21 protein-coding genes are annotated in these 20,193 nt (G+C 65.9%); 11 read left to right on the top strand and 10 right to left on the bottom strand.

Annotation, left to right across the window (positions count from 1 at the left end; all coding sequences use genetic code 11):
- The first annotated feature begins 33 nt into the window (after positions 1-33).
- From ACCQ03_RS01745 to xopE, 3 genes are all read left to right on the top strand, one after another.
- Positions 34-1,005, top strand: coding sequence for an aldo/keto reductase (locus ACCQ03_RS01745; protein WP_039574082.1), 972 nt, complete (start codon positions 34-36; stop codon positions 1,003-1,005).
- Positions 1,006-1,140: 135 nt separating this feature from the next.
- Positions 1,141-2,169, top strand: a complete 1,029-nt coding sequence (gene curA, locus ACCQ03_RS01740; RefSeq protein ID WP_209227545.1) for an NADPH-dependent curcumin/dihydrocurcumin reductase — start codon at positions 1,141-1,143, stop codon at positions 2,167-2,169.
- Between the two features lie 177 nt (positions 2,170-2,346).
- Complete coding sequence (gene xopE / locus ACCQ03_RS01735) at positions 2,347-3,546, top strand: XopE/AvrPphe family type III secretion system effector (protein WP_209227542.1); 1,200 nt, start codon at positions 2,347-2,349, stop codon at positions 3,544-3,546.
- 299 nt (positions 3,547-3,845) lie between these two features.
- On the opposite strand, the gene ACCQ03_RS01730 is transcribed toward xopE, so the two are convergent.
- Positions 3,846-4,262 carry a hypothetical protein gene (locus tag ACCQ03_RS01730; protein ID WP_057679469.1) on the bottom strand — a complete coding sequence of 139 codons (417 nt, stop codon included), beginning with the start codon at positions 4,260-4,262 and terminating at the stop codon, positions 3,846-3,848.
- Between the two features lie 162 nt (positions 4,263-4,424).
- On the opposite strand from ACCQ03_RS01730, the gene ACCQ03_RS01725 reads away from it, so the two are divergent.
- Positions 4,425-5,285: a DUF2884 family protein gene (locus tag ACCQ03_RS01725; protein ID WP_057687042.1), complete on the top strand. Its 861-nt coding sequence runs from the start codon at positions 4,425-4,427 to the stop codon at positions 5,283-5,285.
- 237 nt (positions 5,286-5,522) lie between these two features.
- Here ACCQ03_RS01725 and ACCQ03_RS01720 read toward each other — a convergent pair whose 3' ends face one another.
- From ACCQ03_RS01720 to ACCQ03_RS01705, 4 genes are all read right to left on the bottom strand, one after another.
- Positions 5,523-5,951, bottom strand: coding sequence for an organic hydroperoxide resistance protein (locus tag ACCQ03_RS01720; RefSeq protein ID WP_003488682.1), 429 nt, complete (start codon positions 5,949-5,951; stop codon positions 5,523-5,525).
- A 96-nt stretch (positions 5,952-6,047) separates the two neighbouring features.
- On the bottom strand, positions 6,048-6,497 hold the full coding sequence (locus ACCQ03_RS01715; RefSeq protein ID WP_209227540.1) for a MarR family winged helix-turn-helix transcriptional regulator: 450 nt from the start codon (positions 6,495-6,497) through the stop codon (positions 6,048-6,050).
- 394 nt (positions 6,498-6,891) lie between these two features.
- Positions 6,892-7,986, bottom strand: coding sequence for a cell division protein ZapE (gene zapE / locus ACCQ03_RS01710; RefSeq protein ID WP_039574062.1), 1,095 nt, complete (start codon positions 7,984-7,986; stop codon positions 6,892-6,894).
- Between the two features lie 81 nt (positions 7,987-8,067).
- Positions 8,068-8,730 carry an alpha/beta hydrolase gene (locus ACCQ03_RS01705; protein ID WP_209227538.1) on the bottom strand — a complete coding sequence of 221 codons (663 nt, stop codon included), beginning with the start codon at positions 8,728-8,730 and terminating at the stop codon, positions 8,068-8,070.
- Between the two features lie 66 nt (positions 8,731-8,796).
- Between ACCQ03_RS01705 and ACCQ03_RS01700 the strand changes: the two genes are divergently transcribed.
- Both ACCQ03_RS01700 and xopR read left to right on the top strand, forming a co-directional pair.
- A complete protein-coding gene (locus tag ACCQ03_RS01700; protein WP_209227536.1) occupies positions 8,797-9,672 on the top strand; it encodes an EamA family transporter in 876 nt (291 codons plus the stop codon).
- 96 nt (positions 9,673-9,768) lie between these two features.
- Entirely contained in the window at positions 9,769-11,016 is a 1,248-nt protein-coding gene (gene xopR, locus ACCQ03_RS01695; RefSeq protein ID WP_280514372.1) for a type III secretion system effector protein XopR, read from the top strand.
- Between the two features lie 162 nt (positions 11,017-11,178).
- On the opposite strand, the gene ACCQ03_RS01690 is transcribed toward xopR, so the two are convergent.
- A complete protein-coding gene (locus ACCQ03_RS01690; protein WP_057679109.1) occupies positions 11,179-12,504 on the bottom strand; it encodes a GTP-binding protein in 1,326 nt (441 codons plus the stop codon).
- A gap of 51 nt (positions 12,505-12,555) precedes the next feature.
- Between ACCQ03_RS01690 and ACCQ03_RS01685 the strand changes: the two genes are divergently transcribed.
- Positions 12,556-12,951, top strand: a complete 396-nt coding sequence (locus ACCQ03_RS01685; protein WP_139790984.1) for a MerC family mercury resistance protein — start codon at positions 12,556-12,558, stop codon at positions 12,949-12,951.
- Positions 12,952-13,251: 300 nt separating this feature from the next.
- On the opposite strand, the gene ACCQ03_RS01680 is transcribed toward ACCQ03_RS01685, so the two are convergent.
- The gene (locus ACCQ03_RS01680) at positions 13,252-14,970 is read right to left on the bottom strand and encodes an ExeM/NucH family extracellular endonuclease (protein ID WP_209227532.1); all 1,719 of its coding nucleotides are present in this window, start codon (positions 14,968-14,970) and stop codon (positions 13,252-13,254) included.
- 275 nt (positions 14,971-15,245) lie between these two features.
- Positions 15,246-15,764, bottom strand: coding sequence for a c-type cytochrome (locus ACCQ03_RS01675; RefSeq protein WP_005912306.1), 519 nt, complete (start codon positions 15,762-15,764; stop codon positions 15,246-15,248).
- Positions 15,765-16,046: 282 nt separating this feature from the next.
- Here ACCQ03_RS01675 and ACCQ03_RS01670 point away from each other — a divergent pair, with 282 nt between their 5' ends.
- The 4 genes from ACCQ03_RS01670 (at position 16,047) to ACCQ03_RS01655 (ending at position 19,129) form a co-directional block, all read left to right on the top strand.
- A complete protein-coding gene (locus tag ACCQ03_RS01670; protein WP_209227530.1) occupies positions 16,047-16,691 on the top strand; it encodes a DUF4198 domain-containing protein in 645 nt (214 codons plus the stop codon).
- Positions 16,692-16,872: 181 nt separating this feature from the next.
- A complete protein-coding gene (locus ACCQ03_RS01665; RefSeq protein ID WP_057679105.1) occupies positions 16,873-17,184 on the top strand; it encodes a DUF3649 domain-containing protein in 312 nt (103 codons plus the stop codon).
- Positions 17,181-18,797 (top strand): PepSY-associated TM helix domain-containing protein, encoded by a 1,617-nt coding sequence (locus tag ACCQ03_RS01660; RefSeq protein WP_150145352.1) that lies wholly within the window; start codon positions 17,181-17,183, stop codon positions 18,795-18,797. Before ACCQ03_RS01665 ends, ACCQ03_RS01660 begins: the two co-directional genes overlap by 4 nt.
- Positions 18,794-19,129, top strand: coding sequence for a DUF3325 domain-containing protein (locus ACCQ03_RS01655; RefSeq protein ID WP_057679103.1), 336 nt, complete (start codon positions 18,794-18,796; stop codon positions 19,127-19,129). Before ACCQ03_RS01660 ends, ACCQ03_RS01655 begins: the two co-directional genes overlap by 4 nt.
- A gap of 81 nt (positions 19,130-19,210) precedes the next feature.
- Here ACCQ03_RS01655 and ACCQ03_RS01650 read toward each other — a convergent pair whose 3' ends face one another.
- Together ACCQ03_RS01650 and ACCQ03_RS01645 are read right to left on the bottom strand one after the other, a co-directional pair.
- Positions 19,211-19,759: an RES family NAD+ phosphorylase gene (locus ACCQ03_RS01650; protein WP_057679102.1), complete on the bottom strand. Its 549-nt coding sequence runs from the start codon at positions 19,757-19,759 to the stop codon at positions 19,211-19,213.
- Positions 19,756-20,130 (bottom strand): hypothetical protein, encoded by a 375-nt coding sequence (locus ACCQ03_RS01645; protein WP_017156918.1) that lies wholly within the window; start codon positions 20,128-20,130, stop codon positions 19,756-19,758. Before ACCQ03_RS01645 ends, ACCQ03_RS01650 begins: the two co-directional genes overlap by 4 nt.
- Positions 20,131-20,193: the final 63 nt, after the last annotated feature.

Here is a 20,193-nt window from a genome sequence, read left to right as displayed (position 1 = left end):
TCCTGTTGCCAGTTCGAATCAGGAGCATCCACGATGACCCAACCCCGCGCACTGGGCCGCTCCGGCCTGCAGGTTCAACCGATCGTCTTCGGCGGCAATGTGTTCGGCTGGAGTGCCGACGAGGCGACATCGTTCGCCTTGCTCGATGCATTCGTGGATGCCGGCTTCAATCTCATCGATACGGCCGATGCATACTCCGGTTGGGTGCCCGGCAATCGCGGCGGCGAATCGGAAACCATCATCGGGCGCTGGCTTGCGCGCAGCGGCAAGCGCGACAAGGTGCTGATCGCCACTAAGGTGGCCAAGTGGAGCGAGCATCCCGGCCTGTCGCCGGACAACATCGCAGCGGCAGTGGAAGATTCGCTGACGCGTCTGCAGACCGATGTGATCGATTTGTACCAAGCGCACGAAGACGACGAATCAATTCCGCTGGAAGCCACGCTGGCCGCGTTCGGCCGGTTGATCGAACAAGGCAAGGTGCGTGCGATCGGCGCGTCCAACTACAGCGCTGCGCGCCTGCGCGATGCGTTGGATATTTCCGAGCAGTACAAGCTGCCGCGCTATGAAAGCCTGCAGCCGGAGTACAACCTCTACGATCGCGCCGGTTACGAAGCCGAACTGGAGCCGCTGGTGCGCGAGCGCGAACTAGGCGTGATCAGCTACTACTCGCTGGCCAGCGGCTTTCTCACCGGCAAATATCGCAGCGCTGACGATGCCGGCAAGAGCAGCGCGCGCGGCGCATCGGTGGTCAAGCAGTACGTCAACCCGCGTGGCCTGCGCATCCTGCAGGCGCTGGACGATCTGGCCGTGACGCACAACGCCACGCCCGCACAGATTGCGCTGGCCTGGCTGATCGCACGCCCCGGCCTGACCGCGCCGATCGTCAGCGCCACCAGCGTGACCCAGTTGCACGATGTGCTGGCAGCCGCACGCGTGGCGCTCAGTGCCGATCAGATTGCGCAACTGGACAGCGCCAGCGCGCCGGAATCATCGGCATCCCGTTAGTGCATCGGTGGGCAGGTCGCGTTGTTTGCCGAGCATGCGCTCTGCTGCGTCCCTGACCGCATTCCCTCGCGCAGCCGCACCGGCGGCTGCGCTCACCCGACCGCGCACGCGCGGACTGCTCGCGAGCCATTCCCCATGACCTCCATCATCAACCGCCGCATCGTGCTGGCATCGCGCCCGCACGGAGAACCCAGCGCCGACAACTTCCGCATCGAAGAGGTCGCCGTCGCACCGACCGGCCACGATCAGATTCTGGTCCGCAATCGCTTCCTGTCGCTGGACCCGTATATGCGTGGCCGCATGGACGAGGGCCCGTCCTACGCCGCGCCGGTGGCCATCGATGCGGTGATGGAAGGCGGCACCGTTGGCGAAGTCATCGCGTCCAATCACGCCGACTATCATCCTGGCGATCTGCTGGTGCTGTCCGGTGGCTGGCAGACGCATACCCTGCTGACCCCGACCACACCCCTGCGCAAGCTGCCCAAGGACGATAGCCTGCCACTGAGCGCCGCGCTCGGCGTGTATGGCATGCCCGGCTTTACCGCGTACGCGGGCCTGCATGAAATCGGCAAGCCGCAGCCGGGCGAAACGCTGGTGGTCGCATCCGCCAGCGGCCCGGTCGGCGCCACGGTGGCGCAGCTGGCACGCCTGCAGGGCCTGCGTGTGGTCGCCATTGCCGGTGGCGAAGAGAAGGTACGCTACCTGCGTGACACGCTGCAGGTGGACGTGGCGCTGGACCACCGCGCCGACGACTTTGCACAGCAGTTGCGCGCCGCGACGCCGGACGGCATCGACATCTATTTCGAAAACGTTGGCGGCAAGGTGTTCGATGCGGTGCTGCCGCAGCTCAACGACTTCGCACGCATCCCGGTCTGCGGCGTGATCGCCACCTACAACAGCCGCGGACAAGCCCACCCCGGCCCGGATCGCCTGCCCGACTTCATGGGCCAGGTGCTGCGCAAACGCCTGACGGTGCGCGGCTTCATCCAGCACGATTTCATCCGCCTGATGCCTGCCTTTCTGCGTGAAATGGGCCAATGGCTGCGCGAAGACAAGATCCAGTACCGCGAGCACGTGCTGCACGGCCTGGACAGCGCCCCGCAGGGCCTGATCGACGTATTGCGCGGCAAGAACTTCGGCAAGGCCGTGGTCGCCCTCGCCTAACGCGATTGACCGCGCTCTTTCCACCCGCTCGCTCTTGCGATCTCCATTCCAGTGGCAATGCGATGCGTGGGGCGCCGGCGCCACTCATTCGTGATCCCACACACGACTTCGGCGAACCAGCAACGTTCGCCGCGCACGTTGCCACACTGGGTGCGGGGTTCATGATCGGAGAGCGACATGGGACTATGCATTTCAAAGCCGGCAATGTCGGGGTCGAGCGTGGCAGCGTCACCGGAGCATCCCGAAAGCCCTGCCTCAGAACAGATCACCGCCCCCACGCCTTTACCCGATCCATCGGTGCCGCCTAGCCTGCAGGGCTTGGCGAGACTCGGCGTTCCCCGTGCAAGGCGGCGGCGCTCCCGGGAACCGACCCTGCAGCCGCACGAAGTTCAGCAAGCCGCCTACCAACTCGGCATGCGCCTCAGCGGCAGACCCATCGAAGACGTTCGCGACCGTCAACGCCTGGCCGATGCGACGGAGACGGTGCACGAGGTGCGGCTGGCCTTGCATCATGGCCGAGGTAATTCCGAGAGCGATTTTCGGATCAGCAACGGGCTTAGCTCCACCTATAGCTACCTGTCCTACAGTTTCCTGTGTTACTGGCCCGGTAAACACGACATCAATTTGATGGCAGGTTGCGCGCTGGCTGTCGGCGCAGGCAATTGTGACCAAAACGCGGCGATCAACACGCGCCGGCATGCGGTCTGCATGGAGGTTGGCGGGCAGATGATGAACATCTGTGATCACAAGCGGGCCCATATGTACGCGCTGTACCAGCCCCCGGGCTCGGCCGAGGCAACGGAATCCGCCGTCGTTCTCGACTCGTGGTCAGATGGTCCGGCGGTTCTGCTCAGGGATTCGCGCTGGGTCGGAACATACGGAACATCCACCGATGTGATTGAACGCTTCCAAAAGCCTCAGGCAATCGATGCGCTGGCCAGGACCAACGCATTGCAGGCCGAAATCGAGGATCCGCAGACCGAGTTCCATGCCCACCTGCGCGGCGTGGAGAGTGGCATTCTCGCTCCGCCCGAACCTCGCCATCGCTGTGGCACCATTTCGGTCATCGGCCCCGATCTGGCCGAACGTACGCGTCAGCGGCTGCAGGAGCTCGCGCCGCGGACGCGTAAGGCTCTGGCCGCCGATGCTGCACGGCAAGCCTATGGGCTGGATGACGCACAGCCGGTCTCCCCGCGCACGACGTCAGCAATCCTGAAAGACGCAGCACGCCTGGATGCATTGGGTCGCCCGCCCCTGAGTTGGGCGCCAACTCCTCACGCAAGGCTGAAGCGTTTTGTCACCAGCGCCCGAACCAATGCAAGGCAGACTTTCTGGTATCGGCGCGGTTGGCGCCCGCCTGTTGTGGGAGCGAGATGAACGCACTTCGATTCAGACGAACAGCTGCCTGATCGTTTTCGTCGCTGCGCCGTCATCGCCCTGATAGGCCGGCGGCGGCCCGCATGCGCGAGACGTTGTTGGCAGACGGTGGAATGCGGCTGCGCCGCACGGCGACCTGCGCGCAAGACCAGACCGTCATGCACCATCCGTGTAGAAACCTGGGGTTGAAGATGATCCGGTGATGCTGTTCGATCGCGCGCGCCGGTCCCGCCGGACGCGTAAACGTCGGCTGCTAAGTGCAAGACACGCAGGATTCCGAGGGCGCGGACCGATTGCCGCTAGTTCAACGGTCCGATCACCATCGCCTGGCGGTCGATGCGGTGCTTTTCGGCAAGCGCCTGCATGCCTTGCAGGGTCGAGGCGATCAGGCTCGCATAACGCAACCGCCACAGGGTGGCGCGGTCGTTGTCGTCGTGTGTGCTGCCCAAGCCGTCGAGCACCTGTGGCAGACGGCGGTCGGCGAGCGCCGAGGCGGCCAGGTAGGGCTTCGCAGGTGCGATGACATCCACCGGCTCGCGCCAGTCGTTGGCCACCTGTCGGGCGATGCCGGCCAGGTGGGAGAGCTGGTGCATGCCGATCAGCGTCTCGTGCAGCATCTCGCGGCATGCCCATTGCCACAGCGCCACCTTTTCCGATGGGTCCTGGGCGATCTCGGTAAGCGCCAGGTCTACCTTTTCGATGCGTGGGTCGAGCATTGCGTGGCTCCGATGCTGCTGTGCAACATAATTCACACCATCAGCCGTGAGAATCAAGTGAGCTAGTCGTTTGAATGCTGTCAGTGCGCCGATGCTCGACCGGGTTCACGCTTCGCCGCCACTGCCTGTCGGGGGAACCAACGGCACCCTGACTTCCTTCCCATGGCGGCGACCTGCACCGCGCGCAATGCTGCAGACCCCGATTCCAAGGCCACTCCCATGCGCAGCACCGTGTTTCTCGCACCGTTGTGGCTGCTGCTGGCCTGCACCGCGCAGGCCCAGGCCACAGCCCCGCGGCTGTCTTCGCAGCAATGCGATGTCAGCACCTCCTACGATGTGCTGGCAGACACCGGCGGCATCTGGCTGCGCCGCAAACAGGGCCTGCCGCGCGAGATCTTTTTCCACGGTGGCGAGCTCAACGTGGATCGCCAGCCGCAGCCGGTCAGCGCCGCCGACGCGCAACGCCTGCGCGAGCTGGAGCAAGGCACACGCGCGTTGATGCCGGCGGTGGCGGCGGTCGCCCAGTCGGTGGTCGACATCACCTTCGATGCGCTCGATGGCGTGGTGCACGTGCTGTCCGGCAGCGCGCGCCAGCAACGCAAGGTCGAGCAATTGCGCACGGCAGCACGGGCACAGGTGGCGGGCACCCTCGGACGCGGGCGATGGGAGCAGGCGCTGTTCGACGAGCGCTTCGAAGCCAAGGTCGAACATGCCGCCGAAGCGCTGGCCGGCAGCCTCACCCGCAGCGTGATGTGGACGGTGATGACCGGACGCACTGCGCAGATGGAGCGCCGCGGCGACCAATTGGATGCACAGATGCAGCAGCAGATGCAGGGCCGCAGCGACGCGCTCCAGGCCCAGGCCCGCAGCCTGTGTGTGCAGGCGCAAGCGCTCTACGCGGTGCAGCAAGCGCTGGAGTACCGCTTCAATGGCGAGCGCCTGCAGATGCTGGAGCTCAACGCGCATCCGCAGCCACCGGATGCGCCGGCCTCCACTAGCGTGGTGGCAACGGCGACGCGCTAAGCGGCCTGTATTGCCTGGCGCGCGTCTGCTCGTTGCGCTCGCCATGCAACACGGTGCGTACGCTGCGGGCGGCACATGCCATCACGGGCGACGCCGAAGTGCCCGCTGGCGCGTCCTGCCTGGAGACGCGCGCGCGAGCCAGCAATCTTCTCAAGCCACAACGCACAACGGCCCGACGCATTCGCCGGGCCGTTGTGGAAACCGTGACACGCGCTGCGCATCACGGCCTGACCTGCATTACGCCAGGGTCAGGGTGACGTCGATATTGCCGCGGGTCGCATTGGAGTACGGGCAGACCTGATGGGCCTTGTCGACCAGCGTCTGCAGTTCGGCCTTGTCCATGCCCGGCACGGCGATACGCAGTTCCACGACGATGCCGAAGCCGCCCGGGATCTGACCGATGCCGACGCTGCTGTCGATGCTCACTTCGCCCGGCAGCTTGAGCTTGTCCTGTGCGGCCACGGCCTTCATTGCGCCGATGAAGCAGGCAGCGTAACCGGCCGCGAACAGCTGCTCCGGGTTGGTGCCGTCGCCGCCGGCGCCGCCGAGCTCGCGCGGGGTGGACAGCTTTGCGTCCAGCGCCTTGTCCGAGGACACGGCACGGCCTTCGCGGCCGCCGGTGGCAGTGGCGTGGGCGGTGTAGAGGACTTTTTCGGGTGAGGCCATGGTGGTTCTCCAGGGTGAGCGCTAGGGGCGCATGAGGGGTTCAATAGTTGACGATTGAATCGTGTACGACGTGTTGCAAAGGGACGCGCCAGGAGCTCATCCGGCGCCAAGGCTGGAGCGTAGCTTCTCCAGTTCCTGCTTGAGTTGACGCAGTTCGTCCAACGAACAGGCCGATGCACAAAACACCTGTTCCGGTACCGCGCCGGCCTTGCTGCGCAACGCGCGGCCGGTCTCGGTCAGCGCGATGATGACTTGGCGCTCGTCGCTGGCCGCCCGCGTGCGGGTCACCAACCCGGCCGCCTGCAGGCGCTTGAGCAGCGGCGTCAGCGTGGCCGAATCCAGGTACAGGCGCTCACCGATCTCCGACACGCTGCGTTCGTCGGTCTCCCACAGCACCAGCATGACCAGGTACTGCGGATAGGTCAGGTCCAACGCCTTCAGCAAGCCGCGGTAGAGCTTGTGCATCGCCAGGTTGGCCGAATACAACGCAAAGCACAGCTGGTTGTCGAGCTGCAGCAGCGCATCGGTGCGGGCGGTGGTGTCCATGGCTGCAATTTACATAGTGCACGATCTAATTGCAAGCGATTTATCTGAATGCCCTCTGCGGCTTGGCTCCGTGAGGGACCACCGGCCATCGCGGCAGAACTTCGGACGCTGACTGGGAGCTGCGACCTTCGCAGTCGCGCTGCAGCGTCAGCGCTGGAAGCAAGAGGCCAGCCGCCGGTGACATGTTGGCTGCACGCATCATGATGGCCGGATACGCACGGCAGCCCCCGCGGCGCCTCATTAGATCCACGAAGGAATTGAAAGACGCACCAGCAACAACCCCGACCCTCGTCGTCAGCCGATGTTGAGCGATCACTCCACCGGCAGTGCAGTGCCACTGCCGCACATGCACGGCAATGGCAATCGCGCAGGCCCTCGCCTACCGATCATCCGCTCACGCGCGATGCGCCGTTGCCAGGTAATCGGCGCTCTGCATTTCGATCAGGCGCGAAGCGGTGCGCTCGAACGCACCGGCCAGGCGCTGGCCGCTGTACAAGGACGGCGGTGCGTCCTGCGCAGTGCAGACCAGATTGACATGGCGGTCGTACAGCTCGTCGATCAGGTTGACGAAGCGGCGCGCGGCGTCTTCGTTCATGCGGTCGAAGTGCGGAATGCCGCCCAGCAAGACGGTGGTGAATTCGCGCGCAATCTCGATGTAGTCGCTAGGTCCGCGCGGACCTTCGCACAGCGCAGCAAAATCGAACCAGGCGATGCTCTTGCCGCGTGCGCGCACCGGAATCTTGCGCGCTTCGATTTCGATATTGCCGGCACGCGCCTCGGCGTTGCCGCTCAACTCGGCCCAACGCTGCGCAAGCCAGTCGTCGGCCTGTGCATCCAATGGCGCGCGATACACCGGCGAGCGCGTCAGCGCGCGCATGCGGTAATCCTCGGTGCCCTCGGCGTAAAGCTCCACGCAGAACTTCTGCAACAACCCGATCGCCGGCATGAAACTGTCGCGCTGCAAGCCGTTGGCATAGAGGTTTTCCGGCGCGGTGTTGGACGTGGTCACCAGCGTCACGCCTTCGGCGAACAGGCGTTCTAGCAAGCGTGCCAGCAGCATCGCATCGCCGATATCGGTGACGAAGAATTCGTCCAGCACCAGCACGCGCAGGTTCTCGCGCCACTGCTGGGCGATGCGTGCCAGCGGATCGCTTTGACCGGCGTGTTCGCGCAACTGCTCGTGCACGCCGCGCATGAAACGGTGGAAGTGGGTGCGGTATTTCTGCTTGATCGGCAGGCCGTCGTAGAACAGATCGACCAGAAAGGTCTTGCCGCGTCCGACACCGCCCCAGAAGTACAAGCCGCGCACCGGCTCGGGCTTCTTCCAGAATGCCGACAGCCGGTCCAGCCAACCATCCTGCGCGCTGTCCACCAGCGCCTCGTGGATGCGGTCCAGCTCCGCCAGGGCCGCCTGCTGCGCAGGGTCGGCGCGCCAATCGCCGCGTTGTACGCCGGCGGCGTAGCGCTGCGACGGGGTCATCTCACTCATTGCATTCTCCGCGGGCCGCCGGCTGTTGCCCGGACCGCTCAACAGCGCATCGCCTGGCGATACGCGTGGGCCGTGCCGCGGTCAGACGGCGGCCGGCAACCAGCGCCGGACACCATGCTGGATCGCACCGCGCAGGTCGATCAATTTGCGGTGGAAGAAATGGCTGGTATCGGGCATCCGAACCAGCTCGGGTTGCTGTTCCAGCGTGTCCAGCCAGTCGTAGACCGCTTGCGGCTCGACGATTTCGTCGGCATCGCCCTGGATCACCAACCATTGCGCCGGCGGCTGGATGTCGCTGAAATCCCAGCGCCCGGCCGGTGGCGCGATCGAGATCAGCACCTGCGGTTCGAGCGAGCCGGCGGCGCGCAGCGAAACATATGCGCCGAAGCTGAAACCGCCCAACCACAACGTATGGCCTGGCCGCTGCGCACGCACCCAGTCGGCAACCGCGCGCAGATCGTCCTGCTCGCCATTGCCATGGTCGAACGCACCGGCAGAATTGCCGACGCTGCGGAAATTGAAGCGCACCACGGTGATGCCCAGCTCGCGCAGCGCGCGCGCGGCCATGGTGACGACCTTGTTGTGCATGCTGCCGCCCTCGGTGGAGAGCGGATGGCAGAAGATGGCGGTGACCGCGTGTGCGGCAACATCCGGCTCGGGCAGATCGACCGCGACATCCAGCGGGCCGACCGGCCCCTCCAAGGTCAACGCAGCCGATTCGGTGGGGAATGAAGGATTGGACATGCCTGCATAATAGCCGCCCCGCCGGCCGCGTTCATCGCCCTGCCTGCACACTTCGTTGCGTTGCCCATGCATTTTCTGCTGTTTGCCGTTGTCTGCAGTGTCCTGGTGTCGGTGCTGTTGAAGCTTGCGCCACGCCACCGGATCGACGTGTTTCAGGCCATTACCTGGAACTACGCCACTACTGCACTCCTGGCCTGGCTGGTCCTGCATCCTGCGCTGGACACGCTGCGCTCCACGACCGCGCCCTGGTTGGCATTGCTGTTGTTGGCCGTGGCGTTGCCCTCCATCTTCCTGGTGCTGGCGCGGTCGGTCGCGGTGGCCGGCATCGTGCGCACCGATGTTGCGCAACGCTTGTCGTTGGTGCTCTCGTTGGCCGCCGCCTTCACCGTTTTCGGCGAACCGGTCAATGGCTGGAAGCTGGCAGGTCTTGCGCTAGGCATGGTGGCCATCGTGTGCATCGTGCGACGCCCCCGCCAGCACGTCGCGACCGATCCACTGCCGAGCACAACCGGCCTGCCCTGGCTGATTGGCGTCTGGATGGGCTTTGCGCTCATCGACCTGCTGCTCAAGCACATCGCGCAGGCCGGGACACCATCGCTGACCTCGTTGACGTTGTGCTTTGCGCTGGCCTTCTTGCTGATGCTTGGCGTGCAGAGCGTGCGTTGGACACGTGGCGCACGCCTGAGCACGCGCAGCATGCTAGCCGGCGTGCTGTTGGGTGCGCTCAATTTCGGCAACATTCTCTGTTACGTACGTGCGCACCAGCTGCTGCCGCACAGCCCGGCGACCGTCTTTGCCAGCATGAATCTGGGTGTGGTCGTGTTGGGGGCATTGGTGGGCAAATTAGGATTTGCCGAACGCCTGGGCCCGCGCGGCTGGTTGGGGCTGGCACTGGCCGCACCGGCCATCGCGGCGATCGCCTGGGGAATCGGTCTGGGTTGACGCTGGCTTTCGGCCTGCGCGACGTCGGTTCGCCATCGGCCTTCCGCGCCGCTTGGCGGTCGCTAGCATGAGCGTGCATTCCCGCGGGAGTTTGTGATGCGCCTGACTTCGTTCTTTCGCAGCACTCATCCGGTTGCCCCGGAGCCGCTCAATCCGGCAGCCACCGATCCGACAACGTCCGCTGCGGCCACGCCGTCGTTGCACCCACTGTCTTACGCGCCCAAGGCCGGCACCGCGCAGGGCGCGGCCAAATTGCGGCAAGGCATGCTGGCATCGGCACGCAAGTCGCTGGCAACGCTACGCAAACAGCTGCCGTTGATGTGCATGACAGCGCCAGCCACAAAAACGGCGCAGAGCCAGCCTACGCAGATCGCACCGGCACCGGCACCCGCACCCGCACCCGCAAATCACGGTGCCAGGCGCGAAATAAGCCCACCCTCAACGCGACCGCAGGCGGGCGTCGAGGCACGATGGAAGGCGCCTACCGCAAAGCCAGCGCCGCGCAGTGGGGCACCGAGGCAGACCGCAACGCTCAGACAGCAGCCGCTGCCGACAACACGCACTGCAGAGCGCCCCCAGCGACCTCAAGACGGCCCCGGGCAACCGTGGCAACAACATCTTCCAAGTGCAGCCCGGCGCGATCAGCTACGGCAGTCGCAGCAGCCAACGCCTCCGCTGCGGCCGGCGCCGGCTGCATCCCCGAGCGCGGCGATACCGGCGCGGCCCTCGCCGTCCAGGCGGCCACGCCCGGTGCGCAACATGAATCTGGAATTGGCCGCGCTGAACGAGCAGTGCCACCGCATCAGGCAGCGTCTCTACAAAGAGCGCCGCGCCCCCGGCACGGAAGAGCGAGCGGTGTTCGAGATGCGTGCAGCCCTGATCGCCGAGCGCGACGCCGTGCGCGATCGGCAGCTCGATGGAATGTTGGCGGCGCTGGCGCCATTGGAGAAGATCGCTGCACCGAGAACCACCACTAGTCGGCTGGCCATGGTCCAGCAGGATGTGATGCAGTCCAATCGCCGTGCGTTGCTTGCGGTCCGTCGCGAGAATATCGACATGACCAAGATGGCCAGGTATTACACGCGCGCACAGCGGCGCCTGGAATCCTTGAAGGAGAGCGGTGCTGAGCCCGACAAGATCGAACGCCTGGAACGCATGATGCAGGGCTACACCAACGTGCTGGCACTGGAAGAGATCGTCAAGCGCACCGACGACCAGTTGCACCGGATGGGTGCGCCACGCTTGATGGACAGCATTCCCACGACCGCGCAGGAGCGTGCGCGAATGGAGCAGAGCGAACGTGATGCCCAACAGGAGCAGTTCGAAAACGGCTATTTCTATTGAGCACTTCCTCGTTGCGCGCAAGCATGCGCGGGCGCTAGTGCCCGCGTAGGCCTCGGCGCCAGCCACGACACGGCGCGCCGTTGACCTCAAACTTGGATGTCGCCAGCGCGATGAGGCTGCCGATGGCAGCAACTCGCCTGGCAAGCAGCAGCAGTGCTGGCGTCAACGCGCCCAGTGCGGGAACGGGTCGTCCAGCAGTTGCCATTGCGCCGGCCCCTGCCGTAGTTCCTGGTCGCTGAGCAGGCACGCGTCCAGCGCGGCGCGTGTACGCGGTGCATCCATGTCCACGCCGATCACCGCCAGCTCCTGCCGGCGGTCGCCCCACAGCGGATGCCACAGCCGCTGCATCGCGGCGTATTCGTTGGCATCGCCCACCTCGTGCGGTTGCGGCAGTGGCGCGGTCCAGCACTGCGTCTGTTGCCGCTGCCAGCCGATATCGGTGTAGGGCAGCGGCGTAATGCTGGTCTGCAGCGGCTGGCCGACCGCCTGCGCCTCCACACGGTGGCGCGCAGCGAACCAGAACCCGGCCGCGCTGGTCTGGGTGGCGCCGCCCACGCTGGACAACTCGCCCACCCAATCCATGCGACTGGCCAGCCAGAAGAAGCCCTTGCTGCGGATCACCTGCGGCAAGCCGCTGTGCACCATGCGCGCGAAGCGCTGTGGATGGAATGGCCGGCGTGCGCGGTACACGAAGCTGCTGATGCCGTATTCCTCGGTCTCGGGCGTGTGCTGGCCGCGCAGCTCCTGCATCCAGCCCGGCGCCAGCTGCGCACGGGTGAAATCGAAACGCCCGGTGTCCAGCAGCTGCTGCAGCGGCACGTCCCCGTGTGCGGCATCCACGATTGCCGCGTCGCGGTTGAGCGCACGCAGCACGGCGCGAAGGCGTTGCCGCTGCGGCGCGTCGATGCGGTCGCACTTGCTGATCACCAGCACATCGGCGAACTCCACCTGTTCGCCCAGCAACTGCACCAGCCCGCGCGTGTCGTCCGGGCCGGCCTGCTGGCCCAGGTCGGCCAATGTGGCAGCCGAGCCGAAGTCCTCCAGGAAACGGCTGCCGTCCACCACCGTCACCATGGTGTCGAGCCGGGCGATGTCCGACAGGCTGAAACCATCGGCATCGCGCACCGCGAAGGTGGCTGCCACCGGCATCGGCTCGGCAATACCGGTCGATTCAATCAGCAGATAGTCGTAGCGGCCCTGCTCGGCCAGCCGCCGCACTTCCTGCAGCAAATCGTCGCGCAGCGTGCAGCAGATGCAGCCGTTACTGAATTCCACCAGCGTCTCTTCGGTGCGCCGCAACGCCGCGCCGCCCTCGCGAACCAGCTGCGCGTCGATGTTGACCTCGCTCATGTCGTTGACGATCACCGCCACCCGCAAGCCGTCGCGGTTGTGCAGGATGCGATTGAGCAAGGTGGTCTTGCCCGCACCCAGGAAGCCGGACAATACGGTGACGGGAAGGCGCGCATCGCGCTTGGGGGACAGAGACATCCTGAGAGCCTGGCGGGAGAGAAGTGTTACTCTATAACAATAATCGACTGGATGCTTCTAATGCGCGCCACCGCCTCCCTGCTGGACAGCTCGGCCATCGCCTTGTCCGGGTTGTGCCTGTTGCATTGCCTGGCCCTACCGCTGCTGGCGGCCACGCTGCCGTTGCTGGGCGCCTGGAGCCGGGCCGAGTGGGTCCATGTGGTGTTCGCCACGGCGGCGGTGCCGATGAGCGGCTACGCGCTATGGAGTACGCATCGCCGGCACGCGCTGCCGGCGCCGGTCTGGGTGCTGGCGCTGTGCGGACTAGCCGGGCTGGTGATTGGAGCGAGCGGTCTGGTCGGCGATGCGCTGGAGACAGCGGTCACGGTCGCCGGCAGCCTGCTGCTGGCCAGCACGCATCTGCTCAATCTGCGGCTGCGTCGCCGACATGGGGCGTGCGCGAACTAGCGGCCGTTCGGCGTACGGCGCCATTGCTGGAGCGGCGCCAGGCGGAAGTGAAGTTGCACACGCATCCGCCGGTCGATGCGCGCCCTGCTGGCGCTCGAACACCTCAATGCATGCCGTGCACCACGTCGGCGTCGGCGTGCAGCATGCTGCCGCCGTGATCACCTTCGCGTCCTCGTCCGCCGCGTCCGCTGGCTTGACGGCGGCCTACGCAATCATCGATGAGCGCCCGGTTTGCAGCAGCACGCCCGTCCCCGATTTGCCCAGGCACGCACGCAGCCTGCACAGCCATGATTGGCAGCGCTACAGCGAAAAACCCAGCAACACCGGGTCGTGATCGGAGCTGCGCCACGGCCCGGGCAGGTTGCGCTTGGGGTAGCCGGCCGCGTCCATGACATCGGCATTGATATGCCATTCGGCCGCGCCACGCAGCTGCTTGGCCATCGCCGGGCTGAGCAAGGCATGGTCCAGCCGCCCGCTCAGGCCGTCGTACACGTAGCTGTAGGGCTGCTTCACGCCGGCCACGGCAAACGCGTCCTGCCAGCCGCTGGCGCGCAGGCTGCGCATCGGCATTTCCATCGCATAGGCATTGAAGTCGCCCAGCAGCACGGCAAGCTTGGTCTGCGCCCCAGTGGGGTCGGTCTGCAGCCACTGGTGCAACCGCTTGGCCGATTCGGTACGGGTGGCATTCCAGCAGGCCTGGCCGTCCTGCTGATCGGCGTCGGCACCGCTGGCGTTGCCGCAGCCCTTGGACTTGAAGTGATTGGCGACCACCACGAAGGTGGCGCCGCGCACACTGCGGAACGCCTGTGCCAGCGGCACGCGACTGTGGTTCTCGAACGGCCCGCCGGTCAGCGTGGCCGGCTTGCCGACCGGGGTGACCTGCGAGCTGCGATAGAGGATGCCGACCCGGATCGCATCCTCGCCCGGGCCGCTGCCGGTATCGACGAACTGCCAATCCTTGTCCTTGCCGGCGGCGTTGAGCGCGGCCACCAGTTGCGATACCGCCGCATCGGCGCCGTTGCCGTCGTTTTCCACTTCCATCAGCGCAGCCACGTCGGCGCCCAAGGGCACGATGGTGGCGACCAGCTTGGCCAGCTGCGCCTGGAACTGTTCGTGCGTGCGTGCGCCACGCTTGGTCGGGAAGCCACCGCCACGGCCATTGCCGTTGAAGAAATTCTCGAGGTTGAACGAGGCAATACGCAGATCGCCGCCCACCTGCGGTGCAACGGCTGTGGGCATCGCCGGCAAGGTCAGCGGGCTCAGCACCTGGATGCGGTAGTTGCCGTCGTAGCGTTGATCGACGATGCCATCGACCGATTTGAGCAAGCTGCCGCTGCGCAACACCGGATCGGCCGGCAGATACGACACCGTCTTCGGGCTGCGGCCGTTGCGCGCATCGTCCAACAACACGCGACGGCGTGCGTTATCGGCCTGCACCTGCGCGAACGCCGGCGTGCCGGCAGCCGCGACCTCGCTCGGCTGCCACAGACGTCCGCCGAACGCGGCGACCAGCTCGCCATAGGTGTCCAGGCGGTCGCTGCCATTGAGCGTGAGCGAGGCGATACGCACGTGTTCGCCTTCCAGCGCTTCCCAGTTGGCCGGTGGGCCGCTGAGCATGCGCACCGGCACCGGCTGGCCGCTGGCAAGCCGCTCGATGCTGCTGGCGTCCACGCTGGTCAGGCTCGCCTCGCCACCTGCCGAGACCTCGCGCACGGTACCGACGATGCGCACGCGGTCGCCCACTGCCAGCTCGGCATTGCCGGCCCCGGTGACGAACAGGCCATGCGAGCGCCGCGGTTCGAACCCGGGCTGCTGCACGAACAGGCCGGCCAGCCCCACGCGCGTATCGGCGGTGACGATGCCTTCCACCTCCACCACGCGTCCGTCGTATGGGCTGCGGCTGTCTTCGCCCTGCACGTCGGCAATCGAGAGCCGCTGCGCGGCACCATCGGCAGCGCTGCACAGCAACGGGGCCAACAGACCAATCAAACCGAGCACAACCAGCGGGCGAGGCGACATCGAACGACTCCAATGAGTGGATCAAACGCAAACGCCGCCCGGAAGGCGGCGCGTGATAACGAAAAAGCGCGGAAACAGGCTAGCAAACCAGGGGGAATGACCGCCAGGCACGTGCGCTGCGCAACCGCGATGCGGCTAACGCGTGCACTGATGCGGTGCTGCAGCGCCTAGGTCACCTCTGCAGGCGACGCGTTGGATCGGATACGCCACGCAGCCAATGCGCGGTACCAGGCGGGAAATCGCAGCCCCATCCTCCCCCGCCAACTTGCCAAGCCCTACTTGAGGTTGCCCAGCATCCAGTCGACGGTGGCGCGTACCTGCTCTTCGGTCAGCGCCGGGTTGCCGCCCTTGGGAGGCATGATGCCGCCATCCGGACCGGTGTAGCCCTCGATCGCGTGCTTGTACAAGGTGTCCTTGCCCTGTGCGATGCGTGCATCCCAATGCGAATGGTCCAGCGTGGGCGCCTTGCCGACACCGGTGGTGTGGCAGGCGGTGCACAGGTTGTTGAAGATGGTCTTGCCGTCGGTCGTACCGCCGTAAGCGGACTGCGAGGCGGCCTTGGCCAGCGCTGCGGCCTGGGCTGCGGCCTGCGCGGACGCGCCAGTGGCACCGGCATAGACCGCGCCGGCAGGCGCAATGCGTTGCAGCACGCGTTTTGCGGCAGTGGGCGAGACTTCGTCGGGGATAGCGCGTTGCAAATACGCTGCCAGGGCGATCAGGCCCAGGGTGATCACCACGAGTAAACCGATCACCATCGAGAATTTTTTCAGGAACTCGAGGTCGTAATTCCGCACGCGCTCACCCCTGGCTGTTGGTCGAAGACCTCTGCTAGCGCCGGAGTATAGAGCACACTTTGCGCCAGTCTGACCAGCCTGCATGACAGTTTTCGCAGCGATGGGCGCTGCGTGCCCGGTGGGTGGATGCTTCTGTGCGTGGGCACGCTCGCCTCGGCGGGTCAATTGCCGCAGCGCCGCATACCGCGCATTGGTCTGCGTTGTGGGAATTGCGTATCATTCCCAACAACCACGGTGGCGCGGTTCTCGCCTCGCCGGTCTCGTCCTTGAGGAGTCGCCGCGATGAAATCCTTCCTGCTGTCCTGCCTGGCCTTGGCCAGCATCAGCCTGTCTGCCCAGGCCCACGAAATCTGGATCGAGCGCGACGGCAGCGGCCCGGTGCGCATCTTCTTCGGCGAGCCGGCGCAGGACGCGCTGGACCATGGCGAAGACGAGATCAAGCGCGTCGTCAAACCAAGCGTATTCGGCACTGCCGGCAAGGCCGGTCCACTGCAGCGCGGGACCGAGTTCCTGACCGCGCCGCTGGCCGGCAGCGGCGATGCGTGGTTGAGCGACGACAGCGTGTTCGAGCCATGGAAGGGCGAAGCCGGCGGTTTCGAGACGGTGAGCTATTACGCACGCGCCGGCCGTACCACAGCGGCTGCAAAGCTCGATTTCGAACTGGTCCCCACCGCTGCCAACAGCAATACGCTGACCGTGCTGTATCGCAATAAGCCACTGCCCAAGGTGGACGTGACGGTGATCGACCCGCAGAAATGGCAGAAGACGCTGACCTCCGATGCCAAGGGCCAGGTGACGCTGCCCACGCTGCGGGCGGGCCGCCACATCCTGGTGGCCACCAACAAGGAACCGGTGAAGCGCGAGATCGCCGGCAAGCAGGTATCGATGGTGCATCACATCAGCACGCTGACTTTCCTGGCCGAGTAAGCATGGTCGGCATAGCTCCCGTGCACGCATGGAACAGGCGTCGCTGCTGCGCCGCGGCGACGCCTGGCTTGCGCGTCCTACGGCATAGGCGGGAACCACTTGCGGTTGCCGGCCCACCCGGCCTGGCAACGTGGCGCTGCGCTGTGGCGCTTGCTCCACGTCCATTGCGCGCGGTGGCGTGATGTCCAGCGCATCGCCCCTGCCGCTTGGCTGGTTCAAGCGCCCCTGGCTGGGCGTGCTTGCGCGCACGCTGGCAGCCATCTTCGGCGGCTACGCGCTGGCCAGCGCCACCAATCTGTCGCTGGCGCTGGTGTTGCCGATGCCGCGCAGCGAAGCGGTATTGACCAGCATGCTGATCGGGATCGTGGTGTGCGCGTGTGCGCCGTTGTGGGCCTTCGCCACCGCCAGCGTGTGGCGTGCCTGGGCCGGCATCGCGGTGCCGGCGGCGCTGCTGTTTGCGCTGGCCGCGTGGCTGCAACGGAGCGCGGCATGAAGCAGGGTTTTCGCCAATCGATGGCGTGGCTGCACACCTGGACCGGGCTACTGGTCGGCTGGGTCTTGCTGCTGATCTTCATGGGTGGCACGGCCAGTTATTACCGCGACGAAATCAGCCGCTGGATGCGCCCGGAACTGCCCACCACTACCGTGAGCACCGCCACCGCACTGCGCAGCGCCGAGCAGTATCTGCAAACACACGCAGCCGATGCGGTGAGCTGGAACATCACCTTGCCGGATCCGCGCACTCCGGTGGTGAGCATGTACTGGCAGAATCCCGCACCCGCCGACGGCAAACCGGCAGAGCGCCGGCAACTGTACGGCACCGCCATCATCGACCCGGCCACCGGCAAGGACATCGCTGCACGCGACACGCTGGGCGGCGAATTCTTCTATCGGCTGCATTTCGACCTGCACTACGTGCCGGTGATGTGGGCGCGCTACATCGTGGGGTTCTGCGCGATGTTCATGCTGGTGGCGATCATCAGCGGGGTGATCACGCACAAGAAAATCTTCAAGGACTTCTTTACCTTCCGCCCGGGCAAGGGGCTGCGGTCGTGGCTGGATTTCCACAACGTCAGCGCGGTGACCGCGTTGCCGTACCACGCGATGATTACCTATACCGGCATCGTGACCTTGATGTTCATGTACCTGCCGTGGGGCATCAAGGCGCGCTATGCAGGCGATGAGATGCGCTTCTACGACGAGGCGGCCAATCGTGTGGCCGATACGCGCAAGGCAGCGGGCATACCGGCGCGCATGCTGCCGCTGGAGCAGTTCGTGGCACGTGCGCGCAGCGACTGGCGTGGTGGCGAGGCGGGCAACGTTGCGGTGTCGCTGCCCAACGATGCGCATGCTGCCGTCGGGGTGAGCCAATTTGCCGACAACCTGTCCACCGACGTGCCCTCCATCCTGTTCGATGCAGTGGGTGGCGAGCGCCTGCAACGCAGCGGGCCGCCGGGCGGTGCCAGCCAGACGCGTGGGGTGATGGTGGGTCTGCATCTGGCCCATTTCGCCGGGCCATGGCTGCGCGCGCTGTTTTTCGGCTCCGGCCTGCTGGGCTGCCTGATGGTGGCCAGCGGGGTGGTGATGTGGGCGGTGAAAGAACGCCCCAAGCATTTGAAAGCCGGGCGCATCGGCTTCGGCCTGCGCCTGGTGGACGCACTCAATATCGGCACCGTGGCCGGTTTGCCGATCGCCTTCGCCAGTTTCTTCTGGGCCAACCGCGTGTTGCCGGTGAACCTGGATGCGCGCGCAGCGATGGAGGCCAATGTGTTTTTTGCTGCGTGGGCCACGGCATTGCTGGCGGCATTCGCGTGGCCACGGCGTGCGATGTGGAGCTGGCAGTTGTATCTGGGCGCGGCGTTATTCGCGCTGGTGCCGGTGCTCAACGCACTCACCACCGATGTGCACCTGGGCGTGACGCTGCCGGCCGGGCAATGGGCACTGGCCGGTGTGGATCTGGTGTGCCTGTTCCTGGGCCTGTGCCTGGGCATTGCCGGCTTTCGCTTGCAACGTTGGAAAGCGCCGCAGCCGGCTTCGGCACGACGCGCGCGCGCTGTTGCCGCAACGCCTGCACCGCCGACCGCGCCGCTCCAGGAAGGCGCATGAGCGTGCTGCTGTTGCTGGCGTTGAATTTTTCCGGGTTTGCTGCGCTGTGCCTGGCGATGGACAAGCATCAGCAGCAGTTGCGCGGCCGCCTGCTGGGCACCACACGGTCGCGCCAACTGCGTGTGGTGGGGTGGTTGCTGCTGTGTCTCACCTTCGCGTTGGCGGTGCATGCGCAGGGTTGGGGCATCGGCGCAGTGCTATGGCTGGGCACGTTGACCGCCAGTGCGGCGGTGTTGTCGCTGTGGCTGCTGCCGTATCGGCGCGGCGCGATCGTGCCGGCCGCAGTGGCCGCACCGGTGCTGGCGGGTGTGGTGCAGGTGCTGATTGGTTGAAGGTGAGCCGCAGCTGTCAGATGTCTGCTGCGTGCGTTTGCATGCCGACCCGGCGGCCACGACCAGCATAAGGAACACGCGTCACCGGTCGACCGGATCGCCGAGCTCAACGGTCGGCGGATCACCCCAACTGCGGCCATCGCGCGGCAGGCGGCCATCGTCGAGCACTTGCAGCACGCGCTCGGGCTGCAGCATGTCCAGAAACAGCACCACGTTGACGCCTGCCGGCCGCGCCATGCTGGGGAAGATCACGCCAGGAATCTCTGCTTCGCGCAGCAGGTCGCCGAGCACCCAGCTCACCGGTTCGATCTTGTTGACCAGCGCCTTGCGCCAGTCGTCGGCCCAGTCGGCCCACACCGCATCCCAGCTGGCATCGAGCAAACGCAGATCGGCCAATGCCGGAAGATCGGCGGCGTAACTGACCAGCGTCAACGGTGGCAGGAACGGGGCGGCATGGGCATATTCGGCCGCGGCGGTTTCCAGTTGCAGCGACAGATAGAGCGCCGGCTGGCCGAAGCGATTGAAACGCCCACCCGAGCGCGCCGCACCGGCACCGCTCAGCGGTTCGGCGGCCCAGCGCGGGGTAAAGGCGCGATAGAGCGTGCAGTGCGCCGGGGCGCTCAGCTTCAACCGGCCGCCCCTGCGGCGACCGTGCGCAGATAGGTCAGCGCATCGTCGGTGCGCCCCTGCTTGACCACTTCCAGCAAGGTGGCGAACTCGAACGCCGGAATCGGCGTGTTCTTGAGGTGGAACACCACCTGGCGCTCGTCCGGTTGCACCTGCGCCATCGCCACCAGCAGCCGCGACAAATTGCGCAGCAAGTCCTGCACGCGCGGGCTTTCCGGGTGCACGCGCAGGCTGTTGCGATGCACGCCGGCCAGCTCGGCCAGTTCCTGTTGCGAAAGATCCAGCAGGCCGGCCATGGCCGACGGCGACAGGATGGTCCGGTCCGGCACGCGCAGGCGTTCGGTCAAGGCCAGGGGATTGAGAACGGCGACCATCGCACGGCTCCGGCAGGGTAGGTGCACAGTATATGCACAGTTGGCTGCATCTGGGAGGCACAT

It is taken from the genome of Xanthomonas sp. NCPPB 3569 (genome assembly GCF_041475645.2).
Taxonomy (GTDB): domain Bacteria; phylum Pseudomonadota; class Gammaproteobacteria; order Xanthomonadales; family Xanthomonadaceae; genus Xanthomonas; species Xanthomonas phaseoli.
This window is presented reverse-complemented; position numbering and strand designations above follow the sequence as displayed.

Excerpts from the sequence above, each read along its gene's own strand:
- ACCQ03_RS01690 (WP_057679109.1), bottom strand. The coding sequence starts at position 12,504 with ATGTCTCTGTCCCCCAAGCGCGATGCGCGCCTTCCCGTCACCGTATTG.
- xopR (WP_280514372.1), top strand. The coding sequence starts at position 9,769 with ATGCGCCTGACTTCGTTCTTTCGCAGCACTCATCCGGTTGCCCCGGAG.
- ACCQ03_RS01700 (WP_209227536.1), top strand. The coding sequence starts at position 8,797 with ATGCATTTTCTGCTGTTTGCCGTTGTCTGCAGTGTCCTGGTGTCGGTG.
- ACCQ03_RS01665 (WP_057679105.1), top strand. The coding sequence starts at position 16,873 with ATGTCCAGCGCATCGCCCCTGCCGCTTGGCTGGTTCAAGCGCCCCTGG.
- ACCQ03_RS01730 (WP_057679469.1), bottom strand. The coding sequence starts at position 4,262 with ATGCTCGACCCACGCATCGAAAAGGTAGACCTGGCGCTTACCGAGATC.
- ACCQ03_RS01655 (WP_057679103.1), top strand. The coding sequence starts at position 18,794 with ATGAGCGTGCTGCTGTTGCTGGCGTTGAATTTTTCCGGGTTTGCTGCG.
- ACCQ03_RS01685 (WP_139790984.1), top strand. The coding sequence starts at position 12,556 with ATGCTTCTAATGCGCGCCACCGCCTCCCTGCTGGACAGCTCGGCCATC.
- ACCQ03_RS01670 (WP_209227530.1), top strand. The coding sequence starts at position 16,047 with ATGAAATCCTTCCTGCTGTCCTGCCTGGCCTTGGCCAGCATCAGCCTG.
- ACCQ03_RS01680 (WP_209227532.1), bottom strand. The coding sequence starts at position 14,970 with ATGTCGCCTCGCCCGCTGGTTGTGCTCGGTTTGATTGGTCTGTTGGCC.
- curA (WP_209227545.1), top strand. The coding sequence starts at position 1,141 with ATGACCTCCATCATCAACCGCCGCATCGTGCTGGCATCGCGCCCGCAC.
- ACCQ03_RS01660 (WP_150145352.1), top strand. The coding sequence starts at position 17,181 with ATGAAGCAGGGTTTTCGCCAATCGATGGCGTGGCTGCACACCTGGACC.
- ACCQ03_RS01645 (WP_017156918.1), bottom strand. The coding sequence starts at position 20,130 with ATGGTCGCCGTTCTCAATCCCCTGGCCTTGACCGAACGCCTGCGCGTG.
- xopE (WP_209227542.1), top strand. The coding sequence starts at position 2,347 with ATGGGACTATGCATTTCAAAGCCGGCAATGTCGGGGTCGAGCGTGGCA.
- ACCQ03_RS01745 (WP_039574082.1), top strand. The coding sequence starts at position 34 with ATGACCCAACCCCGCGCACTGGGCCGCTCCGGCCTGCAGGTTCAACCG.
- zapE (WP_039574062.1), bottom strand. The coding sequence starts at position 7,986 with ATGAGTGAGATGACCCCGTCGCAGCGCTACGCCGCCGGCGTACAACGC.
- ACCQ03_RS01725 (WP_057687042.1), top strand. The coding sequence starts at position 4,425 with ATGGCGGCGACCTGCACCGCGCGCAATGCTGCAGACCCCGATTCCAAG.
- ACCQ03_RS01715 (WP_209227540.1), bottom strand. The coding sequence starts at position 6,497 with ATGGACACCACCGCCCGCACCGATGCGCTGCTGCAGCTCGACAACCAG.
- ACCQ03_RS01705 (WP_209227538.1), bottom strand. The coding sequence starts at position 8,730 with ATGTCCAATCCTTCATTCCCCACCGAATCGGCTGCGTTGACCTTGGAG.
- ACCQ03_RS01720 (WP_003488682.1), bottom strand. The coding sequence starts at position 5,951 with ATGGCCTCACCCGAAAAAGTCCTCTACACCGCCCACGCCACTGCCACC.